This is a genomic window from Kribbella orskensis (assembly GCF_004342085.1).
GTDB lineage: Bacteria > Actinomycetota > Actinomycetes > Propionibacteriales > Kribbellaceae > Kribbella > Kribbella orskensis.
On sequence record NZ_SLWM01000008.1, the window covers coordinates 43,746 to 63,715 of the forward strand.

The following is a 19,970-nucleotide window of genomic DNA, read 5'->3' on the forward strand; positions in this document are numbered from 1 at the left end:
ACCAGGGGGTGCCGCCCTCGCGGCGTTCTGGGGCACGATGAGTCATGGCCGAGAACAAGACCACCCGGACCGAGAACAGCGTCGAGGACTTCCTGGCGAGCGTGCCGGAGCCACGGCAGTCCGATGCCCGTGAGGTGGACGCGCTGCTGACCGAGGTGACTGGCTTGCCGGCGGCGCTGTGGGGGCCGTCGATCGTCGGCTACGGAAAGCGGCACCTGGTCTACGAGAGCGGCCGCGAGCTCGACTGGTTCGAGATCGGCTTCTCGCCGCGCAAGGCGTCGACCACCCTCTACCTCACCGAGGGCTTCGACGGGTACGACGAACTGCTGGGCCGGCTCGGCAAGCACACCACCGGCAAGTCCTGCCTCTACCTCAAACGCCTGGATGACGTCGATCGCGACGTCCTGAAGGAGCTCGTCACCCGCTCCGTCAGCCACCTCCGCGGGTCCTGACCCGGAGTTCGAGCGAGGCCTGCTGACGGTACGGCGCGAGGCGCGGTTGCCGAGGGCAACTGGTCGCCGGAGCGGCGATCGGACGGCCTGGCTGGGAGTTCGGGATCGCGGCGGCGGGCGACACGCCGGGGGTGCGCGGACGGTTCCCGGGCGACGCGCGGGGCGGGCGCGGAAGTGTCGGCCGGATGCGCGAAGATGGCGCTCATGAAGGATCTCCCGGGGTATCTGCAGCCTTTCGTCCTGACGGTCGAAGGAGCCGCGGACCTGCGGATCGAGCGAGTCGGCGACCTCGACTTCTACCGGCCCGCGAGCACTGCCCGGACAGGAGCGATCCTGCTCGTCCACGGAGGTCCCGGGCCTGCCGATCTCGAGGTGCAGCCTCGCGACTGGCCGGTCTACCAGGGCTACGCCAAAGCCATCGCTCAGCGCGGCCTGGTGGCCGTCACGGTCGACCACAGCCTGATCCGTGGGTATGACCAGCTGACCGCCGCTGCGGACGACGTGGAGGCTGCCGTCGGCATCCTGCGGTCCGACCCGCAGGTAGACCCCGGCAAGGTCGGACTGTGGTTCTTCTCCGGCTCCGGGCTGCTGGCCGGGGAGTGGCTGGACAGCCGGCCGGACTGGCTGCGCTGGATCGCCCTGACCTATCCCTGCCTCGCCACCCCGCCCGGTGTCGACGAACTGGTTTCCGCCGCCGAAGTGATCGGCAAACACAAGGACCTGCCGGTGCTGCTGACGAGGGTCGGCCGCGAGCGAGAAGCACTCGCCGGGCCGGTGGCGGAGTTCGTCTCCGCCGGTGGCGCCGCGCTGGACATCATCGACGTACCGAAAGGGCAACACGGCTTCGACATGCTCGACCACACCGAAGAGTCCCGCGCCGCGGTGACCAAGGCACTGGACTGGGCGATCGCGCACCTCGGCGAAGAACCCGCCGGCCAACTGCCGATCCCCGCAGTCACGACCACCTCCGACCCCATTCCCGCCACCACCATCCCGGCCCCGCCCCGTCAGCCGGCCACCAAGGTGGCAGTCACCCCGACCCCAACCGCCAAGACCACCAACCCCCGCACCCCGGCAGCACCCGCGACCCCGGCAACGCCCGCTGAGCCAGCCAGCCAGCCGGCCACCGCCGAAGCCGCGCCTGCTGCGGCTCCCGTGCCGCAGCAGGCGGATTCGCCGGCGGCTCGGGTGGTGGGGCGCGAGCACGCCGCCTACGAGGCGCACGATCTCGAGGCGTTCCTGGCGCTGTACTCGCCGACCGCCCAGCTCCAGCTGGAGGACGGCACCGTGATGCGCGGCCGCCGGTCTCTCCGGGAGTACTACCAGCCTCGGTTCGAGGCAGGCCGGTGCAAGACCGAGCTGGTGCAGCGGATGCTGGTCGGCGAGTGGGTGGTCGAGCGGTCGATCGTCCACGACTCCGACCGGGGCCCGACCCCGACCATCGGCCTGTACCGCGCACAGGACGGCTTGATCGTCGAAGTCAGGTTCCTTGCCTGACCCGACCTCATCCCCGGCCCCGCGCCGACCCGATCCGTCGGGCCGGCCCGGGGTCGCGGACTTCCTGGCGGAGTTCGAGCGGACCGCCGCCGAACTGGCGGCCGCCTTCGCGGAGGTCGACCCGGCCGCGACCGTGCCTTCCTGTCCCGGGTGGACCGTCGCCGACCTCGCCGCGCACATGGTCAGCGGCGAGCGCTGGGCCGCGTCGATCCTGCTGAGCGGCAAACGCCAGTCCGTTCCGGCCGTGCTGCGAACCACCTCGTGGTCCGACCAGTACGCCGGGACCTCGGCCGCCCTGGCTGCTGCGATCCGCGCGGTGGACCCGGACGAGCCCTGCTGGAACTTCGCCCCGGTGGACCAGCGGGCGGGATTCTGGAGCCGCCGGCGGCTGCACGAGACCACGGTTCACCTGGCCGATGCGATCCAAGCCGGCGGGGGAGTAGCGGTGATACCTCCGGCCGTGGCGGCGGATGGTGTCGACGAGGTGTTCGGGGTGTTCCTGCCGCGGATGCTGGCCAGGGGAGCCGCTCCAGCCGCGGAGACACAACTCGGCGTACGGGCTGTCGACACCGGGCACGAGTGGACGCTCACCCCGGCACGGCCCGGCGAGCCGCCCGCGATCGACCGGGCCAAGGCAACCGGAGTCGCCGTCATCTCAGGCACGGCGTCCGACCTGGACCTCTGCCTCTGGAAACGCCTCCCGGCGACCACCCTGACCATCGAGGGCGACACCACAGCAGCCCTCGCGTTCCTGGCCGGCCGGGCGACTCCCTAACTCATGACCCCGAGTGGGGTGGCCTTCCAGCCGGGGAAGACCTTGGTGGCCTGGGCGGCGGAGAGACCGAGGCGGCCCATCACCACGTCCCAGCCGCCGACGTCGATCGTCGCGACCCGCACGCCCGCCTTGGCCTTGATCAGCTGAGCCAGCGTCGCCAGGGAGTTGCCGAAGTCGCCGTCCGGGTAGCCGCGCTCCTTGGCCGGCTTCTGCTCCTGCTTGCCGTAGGCCTGGGCCTTTGCGGAGGCCTGGAGGACGGCGCGCTGGAGGGTGAAGGAGCGCCTGCGGCGAGAACGCGGTTGTGGAGGGTGTCTGGCCGGCTGATCACCTCGAGTGCCAGCCCGCCGGCGGCCAGCGTGCCGGCGACGGCACCGATGGCCGCCCGGCAGACCACCGGCGACGTGGTCCCTGGGGCGGCAGGACCCGGCGTCGGCGCTTGCGAGGGGTGCGGTGGCGGAGGAGGGACAGGGCGGTGATCCACGAAGTGCTCCCACGGGCGCAGGGCGGTTCGGAACGATCCCCGTTACCAGGTCGTTACACCTGTTTGGCGTGACTATGCCGCAGGACCCCAGGCGCGAACACGAACCGTCGCCGACATTTACCTGGATCAGACATTCGGCTTCCTGATCGCCGCGGACCGGCGGCGAGGATCGGCCTCCACCGGCGGTCGGGGCCTGGCTGGAACCACGTGGCGCATCCGGTAGACTGACAATGCGGCTGCGTCCCATCTGCGCGCTCGGTCAGCTGTTTTGACCGTGCTTGAGGCAGCCGCTAGTCTTAACGATCGTGCCCGGGTCATCCTGGGCCGTCATGCGTGCCCCTCGTAGTTTCGGGACAGCGCGTGGAACGGGACTTCTGCCGACAGTCAGAAAGTTTATGACTCAGGCGCGCCCGTACCCATGCGACACACCCGACCGCGGGGGTCAGGCGCGCAGCAACCGACCGGACGACAGAAAGAGACCTACGCGGTGCCCACCATCCAGCAGTTGGTCCGCAAGGGCCGCCAGGACAAGGTGTCCAAGAACAAGACGCCGGCCCTGAAGGGTTCCCCTCAGCGTCGTGGTGTGTGCACGCGCGTCTACACGACCACTCCGAAGAAGCCGAACTCGGCGCTTCGCAAGGTCGCACGCGTCCGCCTCACCAGCGGCATCGAGGTCACCGCCTACATCCCGGGTGTCGGCCACAACCTGCAGGAGCACTCCATCGTGCTCGTGCGTGGCGGCCGGGTGAAGGACCTCCCCGGTGTCCGGTACAAGATCATCCGCGGTTCGCTCGACACCCAGGGTGTGAAGAACCGGAAGCAGGCTCGCAGCCGGTACGGCGCGAAGAAGGAGAAGAGCTAATGCCGCGCAAGGGTCCCGCCCCGAAGCGGCCGGTCATCATCGACCCGGTCTACAGTTCGCCGCTGGTCACCCAGTTGATCTCCAAGATCCTGGTGGACGGCAAGAAGCAGATCGCGCAGAGCATCGTCTACACGGCGCTCGAGGGCACCCGGACGAAGACCGGCACCGACCCGGTCATCACGCTCAAGCGCGCTCTGGACAACGTGAAGCCCAGCATCGAGGTGAAGAGCCGCCGCGTCGGTGGCGCCACCTACCAGGTGCCGATCGAGGTCAAGCCCGGTCGCTCGACCACGCTCGCCCTGCGCTGGCTCACGTCGTACTCCCGGGCGCGTCGCGAGAAGACCATGTCCGAGCGCCTGATGAACGAGATCCTGGACGCGTCCAACGGTCTCGGCGCGTCGGTGAAGCGTCGCGAGGACACGCACAAGATGGCCGAAGCCAACAAGGCTTTCGCCCACTACCGCTGGTGATCCGGGGTCCGATCCGGACCCCCGAGTTCACTCTTTTGAAGCACGACAGAAGCGAGAGGTAGACCACCGAGGTGGCCGTACAAATCACCACCGACCTGAGCATGGTGCGCAACATCGGCATCATGGCCCACATCGACGCCGGCAAGACGACGACGACCGAGCGGATCCTCTTCTACACCGGTATCACCTACAAGATCGGTGAGGTCCACGACGGCGCCGCCACGATGGACTGGATGGAGCAGGAGCAGGAGCGCGGCATCACCATCACGTCCGCCGCGACGACCTGCACCTGGAAAGACCACACCATCAACATCATCGACACCCCCGGGCACGTCGACTTCACCGTCGAGGTGGAGCGCTCGCTGCGCGTCCTCGACGGCGCCGTCGCGGTGTTCGACGGTGTCGCCGGTGTCGAGCCGCAGTCCGAGACCGTGTGGCGCCAGGCGGACCGGTACGGCGTACCGCGGATCTGCTTCGTCAACAAGTTGGACCGGACCGGCGCGGAGTTCATGCGCTGCGTCGACATGATCGTCGACCGGCTGGCCGCGGTGCCGCTGGTGCTGCAGCTGCCGATCGGCGCCGAGGCCGACTTCATCGGTGTCGTCGACCTGATCGGGATGCGCGCGCTGACCTGGCGCGGCGAGACCACGATGGGTGAGGACTACACCGTCGAGGAGATCCCGGCCACCCACACCGAGATCGCCGCCGAGTGGCGGGACAAGCTGATCGAGACGCTGGCCGAGGCCGACGACGAGATCATGGAGATGTACCTGGAGGGCGAGGACCCGACCCAGGAGCAGATCGTCGCGGGCATCCGGCGGGCGACCATCGCCAGCAAGCTGACCCCGGTGCTGACCGGTACGGCCTTCAAGAACAAGGGCGTGCAGCCCCTGCTCGACGCGATCAACGCCTTCCTGCCGAGCCCGCTCGACGTGCCCGACATCGAGGGCCACGACGTCAAGGACTCGTCGGTCGTCGTCACCCGCAAGCCGGACGACTCCGAGCCCTTCTCGGCGCTGGCGTACAAGATCGCGGCCGACCCGCACCTGGGCAAGCTGACCTTCATCCGGGTGTACTCGGGCAAGCTCGAGACCGGCACCCAGGTCCTGAACCCCACCAAGGGGCGCAAGGAGCGGATCGGCAAGATCTACCGGATGCACGCGAACAAGCGTGAGGAGATCGCGTCGGTCGGCGCCGGCCACATCGTCGCCGTGATGGGTCTGAAGGACACCACCACCGGTGAGACGCTGTCCGACCCGGCCAAGCCGATCATCCTGGAGTCGATGCAGTTCCCGGCTCCGGTCATCTCGGTCGCCATCGAGCCCAAGTCGAAGGCGGACCAGGAGAAGCTCGGCGTCGCGATCCAGCGCCTGGCCGACGAGGACCCGACCTTCCAGGTCCGGACCGACGAGGACACAGGCCAGACGATCATCGCCGGTATGGGTGAGCTCCACCTGGAGATCCTGGTCGACCGGATGAAGCGCGAGTTCCGCGTCGAGGCCAACGTCGGCAAGCCCCAGGTCGCCTACCGCGAGACGATCAAGAAGAAGGTCGAGAAGGTCGACTACACGCACAAGAAGCAGACCGGTGGTTCGGGTCAGTTCGCGCGCGTGATCATCGACGTCGAGCCGACCAGCGCCGAGGCCGGTGGTGAGGGCGGGTACGAGTTCGTCAACGCCGTCACCGGTGGCCGCATCCCCCGGGAGTACATCCCGTCGGTGGACGAGGGCGCCCAGGAGGCGATGGAGTTCGGCGTACTGGCCGGCTACCCGATGGTGGACGTCAAGGTGACGCTGCGCGACGGCGCCTACCACGACGTCGACTCGTCCGAGCTCGCCTTCAAGATCGCCGGTTCGATGGCCTTCAAGGACGCCGCCCGCCGGGCGACGCCCGTCATCCTCGAGCCGATGTTCTCGGTCGAGGTCACCACGCCCGAGGACTACATGGGTGAAGTGATCGGCGACCTCAACTCACGCCGCGGCCAGATCCAGTCGATGGACGAGGGCCCCGGTGGCAGCCGGGTCGTGAAGGCCCTGGTGCCGTTGTCCGAGATGTTCGGGTATGTCGGTGACCTGCGGTCCAAGACCCAGGGCCGCGCGTCGTACTCGATGCAGTTCGATTCCTACGCCGAGGTTCCGAAGAACGTGGCGGAAGAGATCATCAAGAAGGCCCGCGGCGAGTAATCTCGCCCCGGACCAACCAACCCACAGCGCGTCGGCGTACGGCGTAAGTCAACATTTTCCAGGAGGGCCCCAGTGGCTAAGGCGAAGTTCGAGCGGACTAAGCCGCACGTCAACATCGGCACCATCGGTCACATCGACCACGGTAAGACCACTCTTACCGCGGCGATCACCAAGGTGCTGCACGACAAGTACCCGGACCTCAACGAGGCGTCGGCCTTCGACCAGATCGACAAGGCGCCGGAAGAGCGTCAGCGCGGTATCACCATCTCCATCGCGCACGTCGAGTACCAGACCGAGGCCCGGCACTACGCGCACGTCGACTGCCCGGGTCACGCGGACTACATCAAGAACATGATCACCGGTGCGGCCCAGATGGACGGTGCGATCCTGGTCGTCGCCGCCACCGACGGCCCGATGCCGCAGACGCGTGAGCACGTGCTGCTCGCCCGTCAGGTCGGCGTGCCGGCGATGGTCGTTGCCCTGAACAAGTGCGACATGGTCGACGACGAGGAGATCCTGGAGCTCGTCGAGCTCGAGGTCCGCGAGCTGCTCTCCGAGCAGGAGTTCGACGGCGACAACGCGCCGGTCGTGCACGTGGCGGCCCACCCGGCACTGCAGGGTGACGCGAAGTGGGGTGAGTCGATCATGGAGCTGATGAACGCGGTCGACTCCTACATCCCGCAGCCGGAGCGCGAGATCGACAAGCCGTTCCTGATGCCGGTGGAGGACGTCTTCACCATCACCGGTCGCGGCACGGTCATCACCGGTCGTATCGAGCGCGGCGTCGTCAAGGTCAACGAGACCGTCGACCTGATCGGCATCCGCCCGGAGAAGCAGACCACCACGGTCACCGGTATCGAGATGTTCCGCAAGCTGCTCGACGAGGGCCAGGCCGGTGAGAACGTCGGTCTGCTGCTTCGTGGCACCAAGCGCGAGGACGTCGAGCGCGGCATGGTCGTCATCAAGCCGGGCACCACGACCCCGCACACCAACTTCGACGCGTCGGTCTACATCCTGTCCAAGGAGGAGGGCGGCCGTCACACGCCGTTCTTCCAGAACTACCGCCCGCAGTTCTACTTCCGCACCACGGACGTCACCGGCGTCGTCACGCTGCCCGAGGGCACCGAGATGGTCATGCCGGGCGACAACACCGACATGTCGGTCGAGCTGATCCAGCCGATCGCCATGGAAGAGGGCCTGAAGTTCGCGATCCGTGAGGGTGGCCGCACCGTCGGCGCCGGCCGGGTCACCAAGATCCTCAAGTAGTTCCCAGCAGTTCAGCGGTACCGCGAGCCGCCCATCCCCGACGAGGGGGTGGGCGGCTCTCGCGATTCGGGGCACCAGGACGAGGTTCGCAGTACCAGGGCGAGGAGTATGCAGAGATGACCTATCCGAAGGCGTCGGCCGGCGCTGCCGAGGCGAAGCTCACCGCGAGCCCTGACTTCCCCCGGATCGAGGAGGAGGTGCTGGCGTACTGGAAGGCCGATGGCACCTTCCAGGCGTCGATCGACAACCGCCCGGCTGGCGAGAACGGCGAGAACGAGTTCGTCTTCTACGACGGCCCGCCGTTCGCGAACGGACTGCCGCACTACGGCCACCTGCTGACGGGGTACGCCAAGGACGTCATCCCGCGGTACCAGACGCTGCGTGGACGTCGGGTGGAGCGCCGCTTCGGCTGGGACACCCACGGGCTGCCGGCCGAGCTGGAGGCCCAGCGGGTGCTCGGGCTGAAGACGAAGGCGGACATCCTGGCCCTGGGGATCGAGAAGTTCAACGAGGCCTGCCGGACCTCGGTGCTCAAGTACACCGGCGAGTGGCAGGCCTACGTCACCCGCCAGGCCCGCTGGGTCGATTTCGAGAACGACTACAAGACGCTCAACCGGGACTACATGGAATCGGTGATCTGGGCGTTCAAGACCTTGTACGACAAGGGCCTGGTGTACGAGGGGCTGCGGGTCCTGCCGTACTGCTGGAACGACGAGACTCCGCTCTCGAACCACGAGCTGCGGATGGACGACGACGTCTACCAGCCGCGCCAGGACCCCTCCGTGACGGTCGCGGTGACGCTGGAGACGGGGGAGCGGCTGCTCGCGTGGACCACGACGCCCTGGACGCTGCCGAGCAACCTGGCGATGGCGGTCGGGCCGGACCTCGACTACGTCGTGGTCGAGGACGCCGAGGGCCGTCCGTCGATCCTCGCGGAGGCCCGGCTGGACGCGTACGCCACCGAGTTCGGCGCCGATGCCCGGGAGAGGGTCACCCGGCACCTCAAGGGCTCCGAGGTGATCGGGCTGCGCTACACGCCGCTCTTCCCGTTCTTCGCCGACACGGAGCTGTGGGGCACGGAGAACGCGTTTCAGGTGATCGCGGCCGACCACGTCACCACCGAGAACGGCAGCGGTGTCGTCCACATGGCGCCGGCGTACGGCGAGGATGACCAGGCGGCCTGTGACGCCGTCGGCATCCCCACGCTGCTGACGATCGACGAGGGGGCCCGCTTCACCTCCGTGGTGGCTCCTTATCAGGGGGTGTTCGTCTTCGAGGCGAACCGGCCGATCATCAACGACCTCAAGGCCGCCGGCGTGCTGGTCCGCGAGGAGAGCTACGTCCACAGCTACCCGCACTGCTGGCGGTGCCGGAACCCGCTGATCTACAAGGCGGTGTCGAGCTGGTTCGTCGAGGTGACCCGGATCAGGGACCGGATGGTCGAGCTGAACGAGCCGATCACCTGGGTCCCCGAGCACGTGAAGCACGGCCAGTTCGGCAAGTGGCTGTCGAACGCGCGGGACTGGTCGATCAGCCGGAACCGCTTCTGGGGCAGCCCGATCCCGGTCTGGCGCTCCGACGACCCGGCCTACCCGCGGATCGACGTGTACGGCTCGGTGGCGGAGCTCGAGCGCGACTTCGGCGTACCGGTGGCTGATCTGCACCGGCCGTTCATCGACGACCTGACCAGGCCCAACCCGGACGACCCGACCGGCCGTTCGACCATGCGGCGGGTGCCGGACGTGCTGGACGTGTGGTTCGACTCGGGCTCGATGAGCTTCGCCCAGGTGCACTACCCGTTCGAGAACACCGACTGGTTCGAGCACCACTTCCCGGGCGACTTCATCGTCGAGTACATCGGCCAGACCCGCGGCTGGTTCTACACCATGCACATCCTGGCCACCGCGCTGTTCGACCGGCCGGCGTTCTCCTCCTGCGTCAGCCACGGGATCGTGCTCGGCAGCGACGGCCAGAAGATGAGCAAGTCGCTGCGCAACTACCCGGACGTGTCCGCGGTGTTCGAGCGCGACGGAGCCGACGCGATGCGCTGGTTCCTGATGTCGAGCCCGATCCTGCGCGGCGGCAACCTGATGGTCACCGAACAGGGCATCCGCGAGGGCGTCCGCCAGGTGATGATCCCGCTCTGGAACGCCTGGTACTTCTTCTCCCTGTACGCGAACGCCGCCAACGGCGGCACCGGGTACGACGCGACCTGGAGCACCGGGTCCGAAGTACTGCTGGACCGGTATCTGCTGGCGAAGACCCGGGCGTTCGTCGAGGACATCCAGGGCAGGCTCGACGCGCTGGAGATCTCGGCCGCCTGCGAGTCCGTCGCGGCGTACCTGGAGGTGCTGACCAACTGGTACATCCGGCGGTCGCGGGAGCGGTTCTGGGACGACGGGGACGCGTCCTTCGGTGACGCGGCCAACACCCTCTACACCGCCCTCGAGGTGGCCACGAGGGCGATCTCGCCGCTGCTGCCGCTGGCGGCCGAGGAGGTCTGGCGCGGGCTGACCGGCGGCCGGTCGGTCCATCTGACCGACTGGCCCGACGTCACGGACCTGCCGAGCGACCCGGCCCTGGTCGCCCAGATGGACCGGATCCGGGAGGTCTGCTCGGTTACCTCGGCGGTTCGGAAGTCCACCGGGATCCGCGGCCGGCAGCCGCTGTGCAAGCTGACGGTGGCGACGACGGACGCCAAGGCGCTCAAGCCGTTGACCTCGATCGTCGCCGCCGAGGCCAACGTCCAGGAGGTCGTCCTGGTGGACCTGGCCGACGTAGACGACGAGCACGCGCCGGTATCGCAGAAGCTGACCGTCAACGCCCGCGCCGCGGGTCCTCGGCTGGGACGGGATGTCCAGTCGGTGATCAAGGCGGCCAAGAGCGGCGACTGGTCGGTCGACGACGCGGGCGTCGTGACGGCGGGCGGGATCGCCTTGCAGGAAGGCGAGTACACCCTCGAGACGACCCTCGCCGACCACGACGGTACGGCGGACGCGGCCGCGGGGGAGAGCCCGGCGAGCGGGTTGCTGAGCGACGGTGGATTCGTCGTGCTGGACACCGCGATCACCCCCGAACTCGCCGCTGAGGGGATCGCGCGGGACATCATCCGGGCGGTCCAGCAGGCCAGGCGAGACGCGGGCCTCGACATCACCGACCGGATCCGGATCGGGCTGGCTGCCGAAGGCGACGGCGTCCGCCAAGCGGTCGAGACGCACCGCCGCCTGATCATGGACGAGACCCTGGCCCTCGCGATCGACGAGGCCGCTGCCGCCGAAACCGGCGATCCAGTGCAGGTCGGCGACGGTCAGTCGCTGCGAATCCGGATCGACAAGGCGTGAGACGGAGCACATGCGGTGGCGCCGGCAATCCCGGCGCGCCGCCGTCCAGGCCCTCTTCTGGACTGGATTTGTCTTCTCCCGCCGGTATCTGTCAGACTGGTTCGGTTGCTCCGGCGCGACCCGCGCTTGGGGCGGCTGTTTTGTGTGGTCCGTCAGGCGTAACACCGAGCCTGGGAACACGCAGCGCCGCTCTTTCTGGTGGGTCAGCCCGGCCTGGTGCAGTCAAGCCGGGTCCAACTAACTAACTCGAGATCAGTAACGTCATGCCTGCGACAGGCGCGACACACCCGACCTCGGGGGCCGTAGTTCGGTGGCGACCACGCCCACTCTCCGAGGGTGGGCGGAGGTTCAGAGAAGACGAAGAGAAGGACGAAGCGAAGCGATGGCGGGACAGAAGATCCGCATCCGGCTGAAGGCCTACGACCACGAGGTCATCGACAGCTCGGCGCGCAAGATTGTCGACACGGTGACGCGTACTGGTGCGAAGGTTGCTGGCCCGGTGCCGTTGCCGACGGAAAAGAACGTGTTCTGCGTCATCCGCTCGCCGCACAAGTACAAGGACAGCCGCGAGCACTTCGAGATGCGCACCCACAAGCGGCTCATCGACATCATCGACCCCACGCCGAAGACCGTCGACTCGCTGATGCGTCTCGACCTGCCGGCCGGTGTCGACATCGAGATCAAGCTCTGAGGGAAACGCGAAACCAATGAGCATTCAGAAGAACACGCGCGGTCTGCTGGGCACCAAGCTCGGCATGACCCAGACCTGGGACGAGAACAACCGGGTCGTCCCCGTCACCGTGATCCAGGCCGGCCCGTGCGTCGTCACCGAGGTGCGTACCTCGGACAGCCACGGCTACGACGGTGTCCAGATCGCCTTCGGCGACATCGACCCCCGCAAGGTGAACTCGCCGATGCGCGGCCACTTCGAGAAGGCCGGCGTGACCCCGCGCCGCCACCTGCTCGAGCTGCGGACCGCTGACGCCAGCGACTACACCCTGGGCCAGGAGATCAAGGCCGAGGCCTTCGAGGCCGGAGAGATCGTCGACGTCTCCGCCACCAGCAAGGGCAAGGGCTTCGCCGGTGTGATGAAGCGCCACGGCTTCCACGGTCTTCGCGCCACCCACGGTGTGCACAAGAAGCACCGTTCGCCGGGCTCCATCGGCGGCTGCGCGACCCCGGGCCGGGTCTTCAAGGGCCTCAAGATGGCCGGCCGGATGGGCAACGAGAAGGTCACCACGCAGAACGTGACGGTCCACGCGATCGACGCGGAGCGCGGTCTGGTCCTGCTCAAGGGCGCCGTCCCCGGTCCCAAGGGCGGCCTCGTGCTGATCCGCAACGCCGCGAAGGGAGCTACCAAATGAGCACCGTTGACGTCGTCGTCGTGAAGGGCGACAAGGTCAGCAAGAAGGGCTCCGCGGAGCTCCCGGCCGAACTCTTCGACGTTCAGGTCAACATCCCGCTGATCCACCAGGTCGTCGTGGCGCAGCTGGCCGCGGCCCGTCAGGGCACGCACAAGGTCAAGCGCCGTGGCGAGGTGTCCGGTGGTGGCGCCAAGCCGTACCGCCAGAAGGGCACCGGCCGCGCCCGTCAGGGCTCGACCCGCGCGCCGCAGTTCACCGGTGGTGGCGTCGTGCACGGCCCCACGCCGCGCGACTACAGCCAGCGGACCCCGAAGAAGATGATCGCCGCCGCTCTTCGCGGTGCGCTCTCGGACCGGGCCCGCGACGGTCGCGTCCACGTGGTCGAGAAGTTCGTGGACGGCGACGCGCCCTCCACCAAGGCCGCGCTGAAGGTCCTCGCAGAGGTCACCGAGTACCTCAAGGTGCTGGTGGTCGTCGAGCGGACCGATGACGTGTCGCTGCTCAGCCTGCGCAACGTGCCGACCGTGCACCTGATCGCGGCCGACCAGCTGAACGCGTACGACGTGCTGTGCAACGACGCGGTGATCTTCACCAGCGCTTCGCTGGACGCCTTCGTCGCCGGTACGCCGAAGGGCAAGTCCGTCAAGGCCGTCGCAACGTCGACCGAGGCCGAGCAGGAGGTAGAAGCATGAGCCACGGAGTCAACAAGGACCCGCGGGACGTGCTGCTGCGGCCGGTCGTGAGCGAGAAGAGCTACGGCCTGCTGGACGAGCAGAAGTACACGTTCGAGGTCGCTCCGGACGCCAACAAGACCGAGATCAAGCTCGCGGTCGAGAAGGTGTTCAACGTCCGGGTCACTTCCGTCAACACGATCAACCGCAAGGGCAAGCGTCGCCGCACCCGTACGGGCTGGGGCAAGCGTCCTGACACCAAGCGAGCGATCGTCAGCCTCTCCGGCGACGACCGCATCGACATCTTCGGAGGCCAGTCGTAATGGGTATCCGCAAATACAAGCCGACGACGCCGGGCCGCCGTGGCTCGAGCGTGGCCGACTTCGTCGAGCTCACCCGTTCGACCCCTGAGAAGTCCCTGCTCCGCCCGCTGCCCAAGAAGGGCGGCCGGAACAACTCCGGCAAGATCACCACCCGGCACCACGGTGGCGGTCACAAGCGGGCGTACCGCCTGATCGACTTCAAGCGGTACGACAAGGACGGCGTGCCGGCCAAGGTCGCCGAGATCGAGTACGACCCGAACCGCACCGCGCGGATCGCGCTGCTGCACTACGTCGACGGCGAGAAGCGTTACATCCTCGCGCCGGCGAACCTGAAGCAGGGCACGATCGTCGAGAACGGCCCCGCGGCCGACATCAAGGTGGGCAACAACCTGCCGCTGCGCAACATCCCGGTCGGCTCGACGGTGCACGCCGTCGAGATGCGTCCGGGCGGTGGCGCCAAGATGGCCCGCTCCGCCGGAGCCAGCGTTCAGCTGGTCGCCAAGGAGGGCCGGATGGCCACCCTGCGGATGCCGTCCGGCGAGGTCCGGATGGTCGACGTGCGCTGCCGCGCCACCCTCGGTGAGGTCGGCAACGGCGAGCAGTCGAACATCAACTGGGGCAAGGCCGGCCGGATGCGCTGGAAGGGCAAGCGCCCGACCGTCCGTGGTGTCGCCATGAACCCGGTCGACCACCCGCACGGTGGTGGTGAGGGCAAGACCTCGGGTGGACGTCACCCGGTGTCCCCGTGGGGTCAGCCTGAGGGCCGCACCCGCACCCGCAAGGAAAGCGACCGCATGATCGTCCGGCGCCGCAAGGCCGGCAAGAAGCGCTGATAGGGAGCCGGACAGAGATGCCACGCAGCCTCAAGAAAGGCCCGTTCGTCGACCACCACCTGATGAAGAAGGTGGAGGTGCAGAACGAGAAGGGCACCCACAACGTCATCAAGACCTGGTCCCGCCGATCGATGATCGTGCCGGACATGATCGGCCACACGCTCGCGGTGCACGACGGTCGCAAGCACGTGCCGGTGTTCGTGACGGACGCGATGGTCGGGCACAAGCTCGGCGAGTTCGCCCCGACCCGGACGTTCAAGGGCCACGAGAAGGACGACCGCAAGGCACGGCGTCGCTGACCTCGGTCAGGACGAAGCGCAGAGCAACCGACGGAGAGATTCGAACATCATGAGCGTAATGGAGCGTAGGGCTGTCAGTGCCCGTCGCGAGAGCCTGCTGGGCGAGGAGCCCGGGGCCTTCGCGGTCGCGCGCTTCGTCCGCGTGACGCCGATGAAGGCGCGTCGCGTGGTCGACCTGGTGCGCGGCATGGGCGTCGACGACGCACTCGCCACTCTGAAGTTCGCCCCGCAGGCCGCTGCCGCGACCGTGTACAAGGTCGTCGACAGCGCCGCGGCGAACGCCGAGGGCACCGAGCACCTGAGCCGGGCCGAGCTGGTCGTGGTGAAGGCCTTCGTGGACGAGGGACCGACGCTGAAGCGTCACCGCCCGCGTGCACAGGGCCGGGCCACCCGGATCGACAAGCGGACCAGCCACATCACCGTGGTCGTGGGCCCGAAGGTCGAGGCGGAGCAGGCCGAAGCCAAGAAGGACGGCAAGAAGGCCGACGGCGCCAAGAAGGCCGCCGCGAAGAAGGCCGACGGCACCAAGAAGGCCGCCGCTGAGAAGAAGGGCAGGACCCGCTAGTGGGCCAGAAGGTTAACCCGCACGGGTTCCGACTCGGCATCAGCACGGACCACAAGAGTCGTTGGTACGCCGAGAAGCTGTACAAGGACTACGTGGGCGAGGACGTCAAGATCCGCCGCCTGCTGAGCAAGGGCATGGAGCGCGCCGGCATCTCCCGCGTGGAGATCGAGCGCACCCGTGACCGCGTCCGGGTCGACATCCACACCGCCCGTCCGGGCATCGTCATCGGTCGCCGCGGCGCCGAGGCGGACCGGATCCGGGGCAGCCTGGAGGAGCTCACCGGCAAGCAGGTGCAGCTGAACATCCTCGAGGTCAAGAACGCCGAGGTCGACGCACAGTTGGTCGCCCAGGGTGTGGCCGAGCAGCTGTCCGGTCGCGTGGCGTTCCGCCGCGCGATGCGCAAGGCGATGCAGACCACCATGCGTGGCGGCGCCCTGGGCATCCGGATCCAGTGCTCCGGTCGTCTGGGTGGCGCCGAGATGTCGCGGTCGGAGTTCTACCGCGAGGGCCGGGTGCCGCTGCACACGCTTCGCGCGGACATCGACTACGGCTTCTACGAGGCCCGCACGACCTTCGGCCGGATCGGCGTGAAGGTCTGGATCTACAAGGGTGACGTCGCCGGCTCCCGCGCCGAGCGCGAGGCGCAGGCCGCTGCCCGCGCCGCCACTCAGCAGCGTGGCCGTCCGGCCCGCCGTGACGGTGGCGACCGCGGTGACCGTGGTGGCCGTGGCGGCGACCGTGGTGGTCGTCGTGACGACCGTCGCGACGGCGGCGCCCGTAACGAGGCCCCCAAGGCCGACGCAGCGCCGGCAGCCGACAAGCCGGCCGAGACGACCGGAACGGAGAGCTGAACCGTGCTCATCCCCCGCAAGGTCAAGCACCGCAAGCAGCACCACCCGAAGCGCTCCGGCGCTGCCAAGGGTGGCACCACGCTGGCCTTCGGTGACTTCGGCATCCAGGCCCTGGAGAGCCACTACGTCACCAACCGGCAGATCGAGTCCGCTCGTATCGCGATGACCCGGCACATCAAGCGTGGCGGAAAGGTCTGGATCAACATCTACCCGGACCGCCCGCTGACCAAGAAGCCGGCCGAGACCCGGATGGGTTCCGGTAAGGGTTCGCCCGAGTGGTGGATCGCCAACGTGAAGTCCGGTCGCGTGATGTTCGAACTCTCGGGTGTGCCCGAGGACGTCGCCCGCGAGGCCATGCGCCGCGCGATCCACAAGTTGCCGATGAAGTGCCGCTTCATCACCCGAGAGGCAGGTGAGAACTGATGGCTATCCTGACCGCCGCCGAGCTGCGGAACCTGGGAAAGGACGAGCTTCTGGAGAAGCTCGGTAACGCCAAGGAGGAGCTGTTCAACCTCCGGTTCCAGGCTGCCACGGGTCAGCTGGAGTCCCACGGCCGGCTGCGCGCCGTCCGCAAGGACATCGCCCGCATCTACACGGTGCTGACCGAGCGGGCGCTCGGCATCACCGACGAGGTCGACGCCCCCGCGGCTGACGCCGCTGACGCCGAGGTCGAAACCGACGCTGTGTCAGATGAAGTGGCAGCGGACGACAGCGAGAAGGCCGGGAGCAAGGCATGACCGAGAACGCAGCGAAGGACGAGACCGTGAGCACGACCAAGGCGCGAGGTGCCCGCAAGACCCGTGAGGGTCTGGTGCTGAGCGACAAGATGGACAAGACCGTCACCGTCGAGGTCGAGGACCGGGTCAAGCACAAGCTGTACGGCAAGGTCATCCGTCGCACCAGCAAGCTCAAGGCCCACGACGAGCAGAACGCCGCCGGTATCGGCGACCGCGTCCTCCTGATGGAGACCCGGCCGCTCTCGGCGACGAAGCGCTGGCGCGTCGTGGAGATCCTCGAAAAGGCGAAGTGACAGACGTCGCCCCGCAGTACCCAATCGAAATCATTCGTTCCGCAAGGCTCACCACGGGTGAGAACCAGCGAGACAACCAGGAGATCAACAGATGATCCAGCAGGAGTCGCGACTGAAGGTCGCCGACAACACGGGTGCCAAGGAGATCTTGTGCATCCGCGTTCTCGGTGGCTCAGGTCGGCGCTACGCCGGTGTCGGTGACACGATCGTCGCCACCGTCAAGGACGCGATCCCGGGTGGTGGCGTCAAGAAGGGCGACGTCGTCAAGGCTGTCATCGTGCGCACCGTGAAGGAGCGCCGGCGTCCGGACGGCTCCTACATCCGGTTCGACGAGAACGCCGCGGTGATCCTGAAGGCCGACGGCGAGCCGCGCGGTACCCGTATCTTCGGGCCGGTCGGCCGCGAGCTGCGGGAGAAGCGCTTCATGAAGATCATCTCGCTCGCTCCGGAGGTGCTCTGAGATGGCGCAGGAGAAGGTGCGGCGCACGCTGCACGTCAAGAAGGGTGATCTCGTTCGCGTGATCGCCGGTAAGTCCAAGGGTCTCGAGGGCAAGATCATCTCGGTCCTGCCCGAGGTCGAGAAGGTCATCGTCGAAGGCGTGAACCGGGTCAAGAAGCACACCAAGGTGCAGCAGGCCCAGCGCGGCGGCACCACGGGTGGCATCATCACCCAGGAAGCCCCGATCCACGTCTCCAACGTGATGCTGCTCGTCGAGATCACCGACGCGGATGGCAAGAAGCAGAAGGTCACCACCCGCGTCGGCTACAACCGCGTCGAGGTGCAGAAGCGGCGCCCCGACGGTTCGACGTACACCGGGTTCCGCAGCGTGCGTATCTCACGCCGCACCGGCGAGGAGATCTGATGAGTGCTACGGCCACCGAGACCGGTGCTGACAAGACGCTGCCCCGGCTGAAGACCAAGTACCGCGACGAGATCGTCGGCAAGCTGCAGGACGAGTTCCACTTCGAGAACGTGATGCAGGTACCCGGGCTCACCAAGATCGTGGTGAACATGGGTGTCGGCGAGGCGGCTCGCGACTCCAAGCTGATCGACGGCGCCATCAAGGACCTGGCCGCGATCACCGGCCAGAAGCCGTCGGTGACCAAGGCCCGCAAGTCGATCGCGCAGTTCAAGCTGCGTGAGGGCATGCCGATCGGCGCGCACGTCACGCTGCGCGGCGACCGGATGTGGGAGTTCCTGGACCGGCTGCTGGCGCTCGCGCTGCCCCGGATCCGCGACTTCCGCGGCCTGTCGGCCAAGCAGTTCGACGGCAACGGGAACTACACCTTCGGCCTGACCGAGCAGGTGATGTTCCACGAGATCAACCAGGACCGGATCGACCGGGTTCGCGGGATGGACATCACCGTGGTGACCACCGCCAAGAACGACGACGAGGGGCGCGCGCTGCTGCGGCAGCTCGGCTTCCCGTTCAAGGAGAACTGACGTGGCGAAGACAGCACTCAAGGTCAAGCAGGCCCGCAAGCCGAAGTTCGCGGTGCGTGGTTACACGCGCTGCCAGCGCTGCGGCCGGCCCAAGGCCGTCTTCCGCAAGTTCGGCCTGTGCCGGATCTGCCTGCGCGAGATGGCGCACCGGGGCGAGCTGCCCGGTGTCACCAAGTCCAGCTGGTGACCATCCGCACCGCCGGCACCGTTCTTTTCTCCAACCACCATCTAGTCACCGTAGGTCGCCCGAAGGCGAAACCACGGCGGGAAAGAGGCCCCAGGCCATGACGATGACCGACCCGATCGCAGACATGTTGACACGTCTGCGCAACGCCAACCAGGCGTATCACGAGTCGACCCAGATGCCGTACAGCAAGATCAAGCAGGGCATCGCCGACATCCTCCAGCAGGAGGGCTACATCTCCTCCTACAAGGTGGAGGAGCCGAAGGAAGGCGCCGTCGGCAAGACCCTGATCGTCGATCTGAAGTTCGGCCCGAGCCGGGAGCGCTCCATCGCGGGCGTGCGCCGGATCAGCAAGCCCGGCCTGCGGGTGTACGCGAAGTCGACCAATCTGCCCAAGGTGCTCGGTGGCCTCGGCGTCGCGATCATCTCGACGTCGCAGGGACTCCTGACCGACCGGCAGGCCAAGAACAAGGGCGTTGGCGGGGAAGTCCTCGCCTACGTCTGGTGACGAAGAACCGGAAGGAGGACCACTCTCATGTCTCGCATCGGTAAGCTCCCGATCACGGTCCCGTCCGGCGTCGACGTCACGATCGACGGCCAGACGGTCACCGTGAAGGGTCCCAAGGGTCAGCTCTCGCACGTTGTTGCGGAGCCGATCGTGGTCAACCGCGACGAGGACGGCACGATCGCCGTCTCGCGTCCGGACGACCAGCGCAAGAGCAAGGAACTGCACGGCCTGTCCCGCACCCTGATCGCCAACCTGGTGACCGGCGTGACGGACGGCTACGAGAAGAAGCTCGAGATCGTCGGCGTCGGTTACCGCGTCCTGTCCAAGGGCCCGGCCACGCTCGAGTTCTCGCTCGGCTACAGCCACACCATCACGGTGGAGGCGCCGGACGGCATCACCTTCACGGTGGAGACGCCGACCCGGTTCTCGGTGCAGGGTATCGACAAGCAGTCGGTCGGCGAGGTCGCCGCCAACATCCGCAAGCTGCGCAAGCCCGAGCCGTACAAGGGCAAGGGTGTGCGGTACGCGGGCGAGCAGGTGCGCCGCAAGGTCGGAAAGGCTGGTAAGTAAC

26 protein-coding genes are annotated in these 19,970 nt (G+C 67.7%); 25 read left to right on the forward strand and 1 reads right to left on the reverse strand.

Translation table 11 applies throughout. The annotated features are described in order from the left end of the window. Positions 1-44 precede the first annotated feature (44 nt). The 3 genes from EV644_RS22120 to EV644_RS22130 all read left to right on the forward strand — a co-directional run bounded on the left by EV644_RS22120 (position 45) and on the right by EV644_RS22130 (position 2,724). Positions 45-452 carry a DUF1801 domain-containing protein gene (locus EV644_RS22120; protein WP_132190610.1) on the forward strand — a complete coding sequence of 136 codons (408 nt, stop codon included), beginning with the start codon at positions 45-47 and terminating at the stop codon, positions 450-452. Positions 453-656: 204 nt separating this feature from the next. After that, positions 657-1,949 carry a nuclear transport factor 2 family protein gene (locus EV644_RS22125; protein ID WP_132190611.1) on the forward strand — a complete coding sequence of 431 codons (1,293 nt, stop codon included), beginning with the start codon at positions 657-659 and terminating at the stop codon, positions 1,947-1,949. After that, positions 1,942-2,724, forward strand: coding sequence for a maleylpyruvate isomerase family mycothiol-dependent enzyme (locus EV644_RS22130; RefSeq protein ID WP_132190612.1), 783 nt, complete (start codon positions 1,942-1,944; stop codon positions 2,722-2,724). Before EV644_RS22125 ends, EV644_RS22130 begins: the two co-directional genes overlap by 8 nt. On the opposite strand, the gene EV644_RS45460 is transcribed toward EV644_RS22130, so the two are convergent. Then, positions 2,721-3,218, reverse strand: coding sequence for a hypothetical protein (locus EV644_RS45460; RefSeq protein ID WP_199239946.1), 498 nt, complete (start codon positions 3,216-3,218; stop codon positions 2,721-2,723). The two genes, EV644_RS22130 and EV644_RS45460, sit on opposite strands and share 4 nt — an antisense overlap. Before the next feature lie 474 nt (positions 3,219-3,692). Here EV644_RS45460 and rpsL point away from each other — a divergent pair, with 474 nt between their 5' ends. The 22 genes from rpsL (at position 3,693) to rplF (ending at position 19,969) form a co-directional block, all read left to right on the forward strand. Next, entirely contained in the window at positions 3,693-4,067 is a 375-nt protein-coding gene (rpsL, locus tag EV644_RS22140) for a 30S ribosomal protein S12 (protein ID WP_012923692.1), read from the forward strand. After that, the gene (rpsG, locus tag EV644_RS22145; protein ID WP_112243231.1) at positions 4,067-4,537 is read left to right on the forward strand and encodes a 30S ribosomal protein S7; all 471 of its coding nucleotides are present in this window, start codon (positions 4,067-4,069) and stop codon (positions 4,535-4,537) included. The genes rpsL and rpsG overlap by 1 nt, the downstream gene beginning before the upstream one ends. Positions 4,538-4,608: 71 nt before the next feature. Further along, positions 4,609-6,720, forward strand: a complete 2,112-nt coding sequence (fusA, locus tag EV644_RS22150; RefSeq protein ID WP_132190613.1) for an elongation factor G — start codon at positions 4,609-4,611, stop codon at positions 6,718-6,720. Between the two features lie 72 nt (positions 6,721-6,792). Beyond that, on the forward strand, positions 6,793-7,986 hold the full coding sequence (tuf, locus tag EV644_RS22155) for an elongation factor Tu (RefSeq protein WP_132190614.1): 1,194 nt from the start codon (positions 6,793-6,795) through the stop codon (positions 7,984-7,986). Between the two features lie 116 nt (positions 7,987-8,102). Beyond that, the gene (ileS, locus tag EV644_RS22160) at positions 8,103-11,327 is read left to right on the forward strand and encodes an isoleucine--tRNA ligase (RefSeq protein WP_132190615.1); all 3,225 of its coding nucleotides are present in this window, start codon (positions 8,103-8,105) and stop codon (positions 11,325-11,327) included. Between the two features lie 382 nt (positions 11,328-11,709). Beyond that, the gene (gene rpsJ / locus EV644_RS22165; protein WP_012923688.1) at positions 11,710-12,018 is read left to right on the forward strand and encodes a 30S ribosomal protein S10; all 309 of its coding nucleotides are present in this window, start codon (positions 11,710-11,712) and stop codon (positions 12,016-12,018) included. Positions 12,019-12,034: 16 nt separating this feature from the next. Next, positions 12,035-12,691 (forward strand): 50S ribosomal protein L3, encoded by a 657-nt coding sequence (rplC, locus tag EV644_RS22170; RefSeq protein WP_241998618.1) that lies wholly within the window; start codon positions 12,035-12,037, stop codon positions 12,689-12,691. Then, positions 12,688-13,383, forward strand: a complete 696-nt coding sequence (gene rplD / locus EV644_RS22175) for a 50S ribosomal protein L4 (RefSeq protein WP_132190616.1) — start codon at positions 12,688-12,690, stop codon at positions 13,381-13,383. Before rplC ends, rplD begins: the two co-directional genes overlap by 4 nt. After that, a complete protein-coding gene (rplW, locus tag EV644_RS22180) occupies positions 13,380-13,685 on the forward strand; it encodes a 50S ribosomal protein L23 (RefSeq protein WP_132190617.1) in 306 nt (101 codons plus the stop codon). The genes rplD and rplW overlap by 4 nt, the downstream gene beginning before the upstream one ends. Beyond that, positions 13,685-14,518, forward strand: coding sequence for a 50S ribosomal protein L2 (gene rplB, locus EV644_RS22185; protein ID WP_132190618.1), 834 nt, complete (start codon positions 13,685-13,687; stop codon positions 14,516-14,518). The genes rplW and rplB overlap by 1 nt, the downstream gene beginning before the upstream one ends. A 17-nt stretch (positions 14,519-14,535) precedes the next feature. Further along, on the forward strand, positions 14,536-14,817 hold the full coding sequence (gene rpsS / locus EV644_RS22190) for a 30S ribosomal protein S19 (RefSeq protein ID WP_132190619.1): 282 nt from the start codon (positions 14,536-14,538) through the stop codon (positions 14,815-14,817). A 58-nt stretch (positions 14,818-14,875) separates the two neighbouring features. Continuing rightward, positions 14,876-15,382: a 50S ribosomal protein L22 gene (gene rplV / locus EV644_RS22195; protein WP_241998620.1), complete on the forward strand. Its 507-nt coding sequence runs from the start codon at positions 14,876-14,878 to the stop codon at positions 15,380-15,382. Further along, positions 15,382-16,233, forward strand: a complete 852-nt coding sequence (gene rpsC / locus EV644_RS22200; protein WP_132190621.1) for a 30S ribosomal protein S3 — start codon at positions 15,382-15,384, stop codon at positions 16,231-16,233. The genes rplV and rpsC overlap by 1 nt, the downstream gene beginning before the upstream one ends. A gap of 3 nt (positions 16,234-16,236) precedes the next feature. After that, the gene (rplP, locus tag EV644_RS22205) at positions 16,237-16,656 is read left to right on the forward strand and encodes a 50S ribosomal protein L16 (protein WP_132190622.1); all 420 of its coding nucleotides are present in this window, start codon (positions 16,237-16,239) and stop codon (positions 16,654-16,656) included. Further along, positions 16,656-16,970: a 50S ribosomal protein L29 gene (rpmC, locus tag EV644_RS47550; protein ID WP_132190623.1), complete on the forward strand. Its 315-nt coding sequence runs from the start codon at positions 16,656-16,658 to the stop codon at positions 16,968-16,970. Before rplP ends, rpmC begins: the two co-directional genes overlap by 1 nt. Beyond that, positions 16,967-17,263: a 30S ribosomal protein S17 gene (rpsQ, locus tag EV644_RS22215; protein ID WP_132190624.1), complete on the forward strand. Its 297-nt coding sequence runs from the start codon at positions 16,967-16,969 to the stop codon at positions 17,261-17,263. The genes rpmC and rpsQ overlap by 4 nt, the downstream gene beginning before the upstream one ends. 91 nt (positions 17,264-17,354) lie before the next feature. Continuing rightward, positions 17,355-17,723 carry a 50S ribosomal protein L14 gene (rplN, locus tag EV644_RS22220; protein ID WP_077019238.1) on the forward strand — a complete coding sequence of 123 codons (369 nt, stop codon included), beginning with the start codon at positions 17,355-17,357 and terminating at the stop codon, positions 17,721-17,723. 1 nt (position 17,724) lies between these two features. Further along, a complete protein-coding gene (rplX, locus tag EV644_RS22225) occupies positions 17,725-18,126 on the forward strand; it encodes a 50S ribosomal protein L24 (RefSeq protein ID WP_132190625.1) in 402 nt (133 codons plus the stop codon). Continuing rightward, positions 18,126-18,707, forward strand: coding sequence for a 50S ribosomal protein L5 (rplE, locus tag EV644_RS22230; RefSeq protein WP_132190626.1), 582 nt, complete (start codon positions 18,126-18,128; stop codon positions 18,705-18,707). Before rplX ends, rplE begins: the two co-directional genes overlap by 1 nt. A gap of 1 nt (position 18,708) precedes the next feature. Next, positions 18,709-18,894: a type Z 30S ribosomal protein S14 gene (locus EV644_RS22235; RefSeq protein ID WP_012923674.1), complete on the forward strand. Its 186-nt coding sequence runs from the start codon at positions 18,709-18,711 to the stop codon at positions 18,892-18,894. A gap of 97 nt (positions 18,895-18,991) precedes the next feature. After that, positions 18,992-19,399 carry a 30S ribosomal protein S8 gene (gene rpsH / locus EV644_RS22240; RefSeq protein WP_132190627.1) on the forward strand — a complete coding sequence of 136 codons (408 nt, stop codon included), beginning with the start codon at positions 18,992-18,994 and terminating at the stop codon, positions 19,397-19,399. Positions 19,400-19,426: 27 nt separating this feature from the next. Beyond that, complete coding sequence (gene rplF, locus EV644_RS22245; RefSeq protein WP_132190628.1) at positions 19,427-19,969, forward strand: 50S ribosomal protein L6; 543 nt, start codon at positions 19,427-19,429, stop codon at positions 19,967-19,969. Position 19,970 lies beyond the last annotated feature (1 nt).

Coding starts and splice junctions, on each gene's coding strand:
- EV644_RS22120 (WP_132190610.1), top strand. CDS start 45: ATGGCCGAGAACAAGACCACCCGGACCGAGAACAGCGTCGAGGACTTC.
- EV644_RS22125 (WP_132190611.1), top strand. CDS start 657: ATGAAGGATCTCCCGGGGTATCTGCAGCCTTTCGTCCTGACGGTCGAA.
- rpsG (WP_112243231.1), top strand. CDS start 4,067: ATGCCGCGCAAGGGTCCCGCCCCGAAGCGGCCGGTCATCATCGACCCG.
- ileS (WP_132190615.1), top strand. CDS start 8,103: ATGACCTATCCGAAGGCGTCGGCCGGCGCTGCCGAGGCGAAGCTCACC.
- rpsJ (WP_012923688.1), top strand. CDS start 11,710: ATGGCGGGACAGAAGATCCGCATCCGGCTGAAGGCCTACGACCACGAG.
- rplC (WP_241998618.1), top strand. CDS start 12,035: ATGAGCATTCAGAAGAACACGCGCGGTCTGCTGGGCACCAAGCTCGGC.
- rplD (WP_132190616.1), top strand. CDS start 12,688: ATGAGCACCGTTGACGTCGTCGTCGTGAAGGGCGACAAGGTCAGCAAG.
- rplW (WP_132190617.1), top strand. CDS start 13,380: ATGAGCCACGGAGTCAACAAGGACCCGCGGGACGTGCTGCTGCGGCCG.
- rplB (WP_132190618.1), top strand. CDS start 13,685: ATGGGTATCCGCAAATACAAGCCGACGACGCCGGGCCGCCGTGGCTCG.
- rpsS (WP_132190619.1), top strand. CDS start 14,536: ATGCCACGCAGCCTCAAGAAAGGCCCGTTCGTCGACCACCACCTGATG.
- rplV (WP_241998620.1), top strand. CDS start 14,876: ATGGAGCGTAGGGCTGTCAGTGCCCGTCGCGAGAGCCTGCTGGGCGAG.
- rpmC (WP_132190623.1), top strand. CDS start 16,656: ATGGCTATCCTGACCGCCGCCGAGCTGCGGAACCTGGGAAAGGACGAG.
- rpsQ (WP_132190624.1), top strand. CDS start 16,967: ATGACCGAGAACGCAGCGAAGGACGAGACCGTGAGCACGACCAAGGCG.
- rplN (WP_077019238.1), top strand. CDS start 17,355: ATGATCCAGCAGGAGTCGCGACTGAAGGTCGCCGACAACACGGGTGCC.
- rplX (WP_132190625.1), top strand. CDS start 17,725: ATGGCGCAGGAGAAGGTGCGGCGCACGCTGCACGTCAAGAAGGGTGAT.
- rplE (WP_132190626.1), top strand. CDS start 18,126: ATGAGTGCTACGGCCACCGAGACCGGTGCTGACAAGACGCTGCCCCGG.
- rpsH (WP_132190627.1), top strand. CDS start 18,992: ATGACGATGACCGACCCGATCGCAGACATGTTGACACGTCTGCGCAAC.
- rplF (WP_132190628.1), top strand. CDS start 19,427: ATGTCTCGCATCGGTAAGCTCCCGATCACGGTCCCGTCCGGCGTCGAC.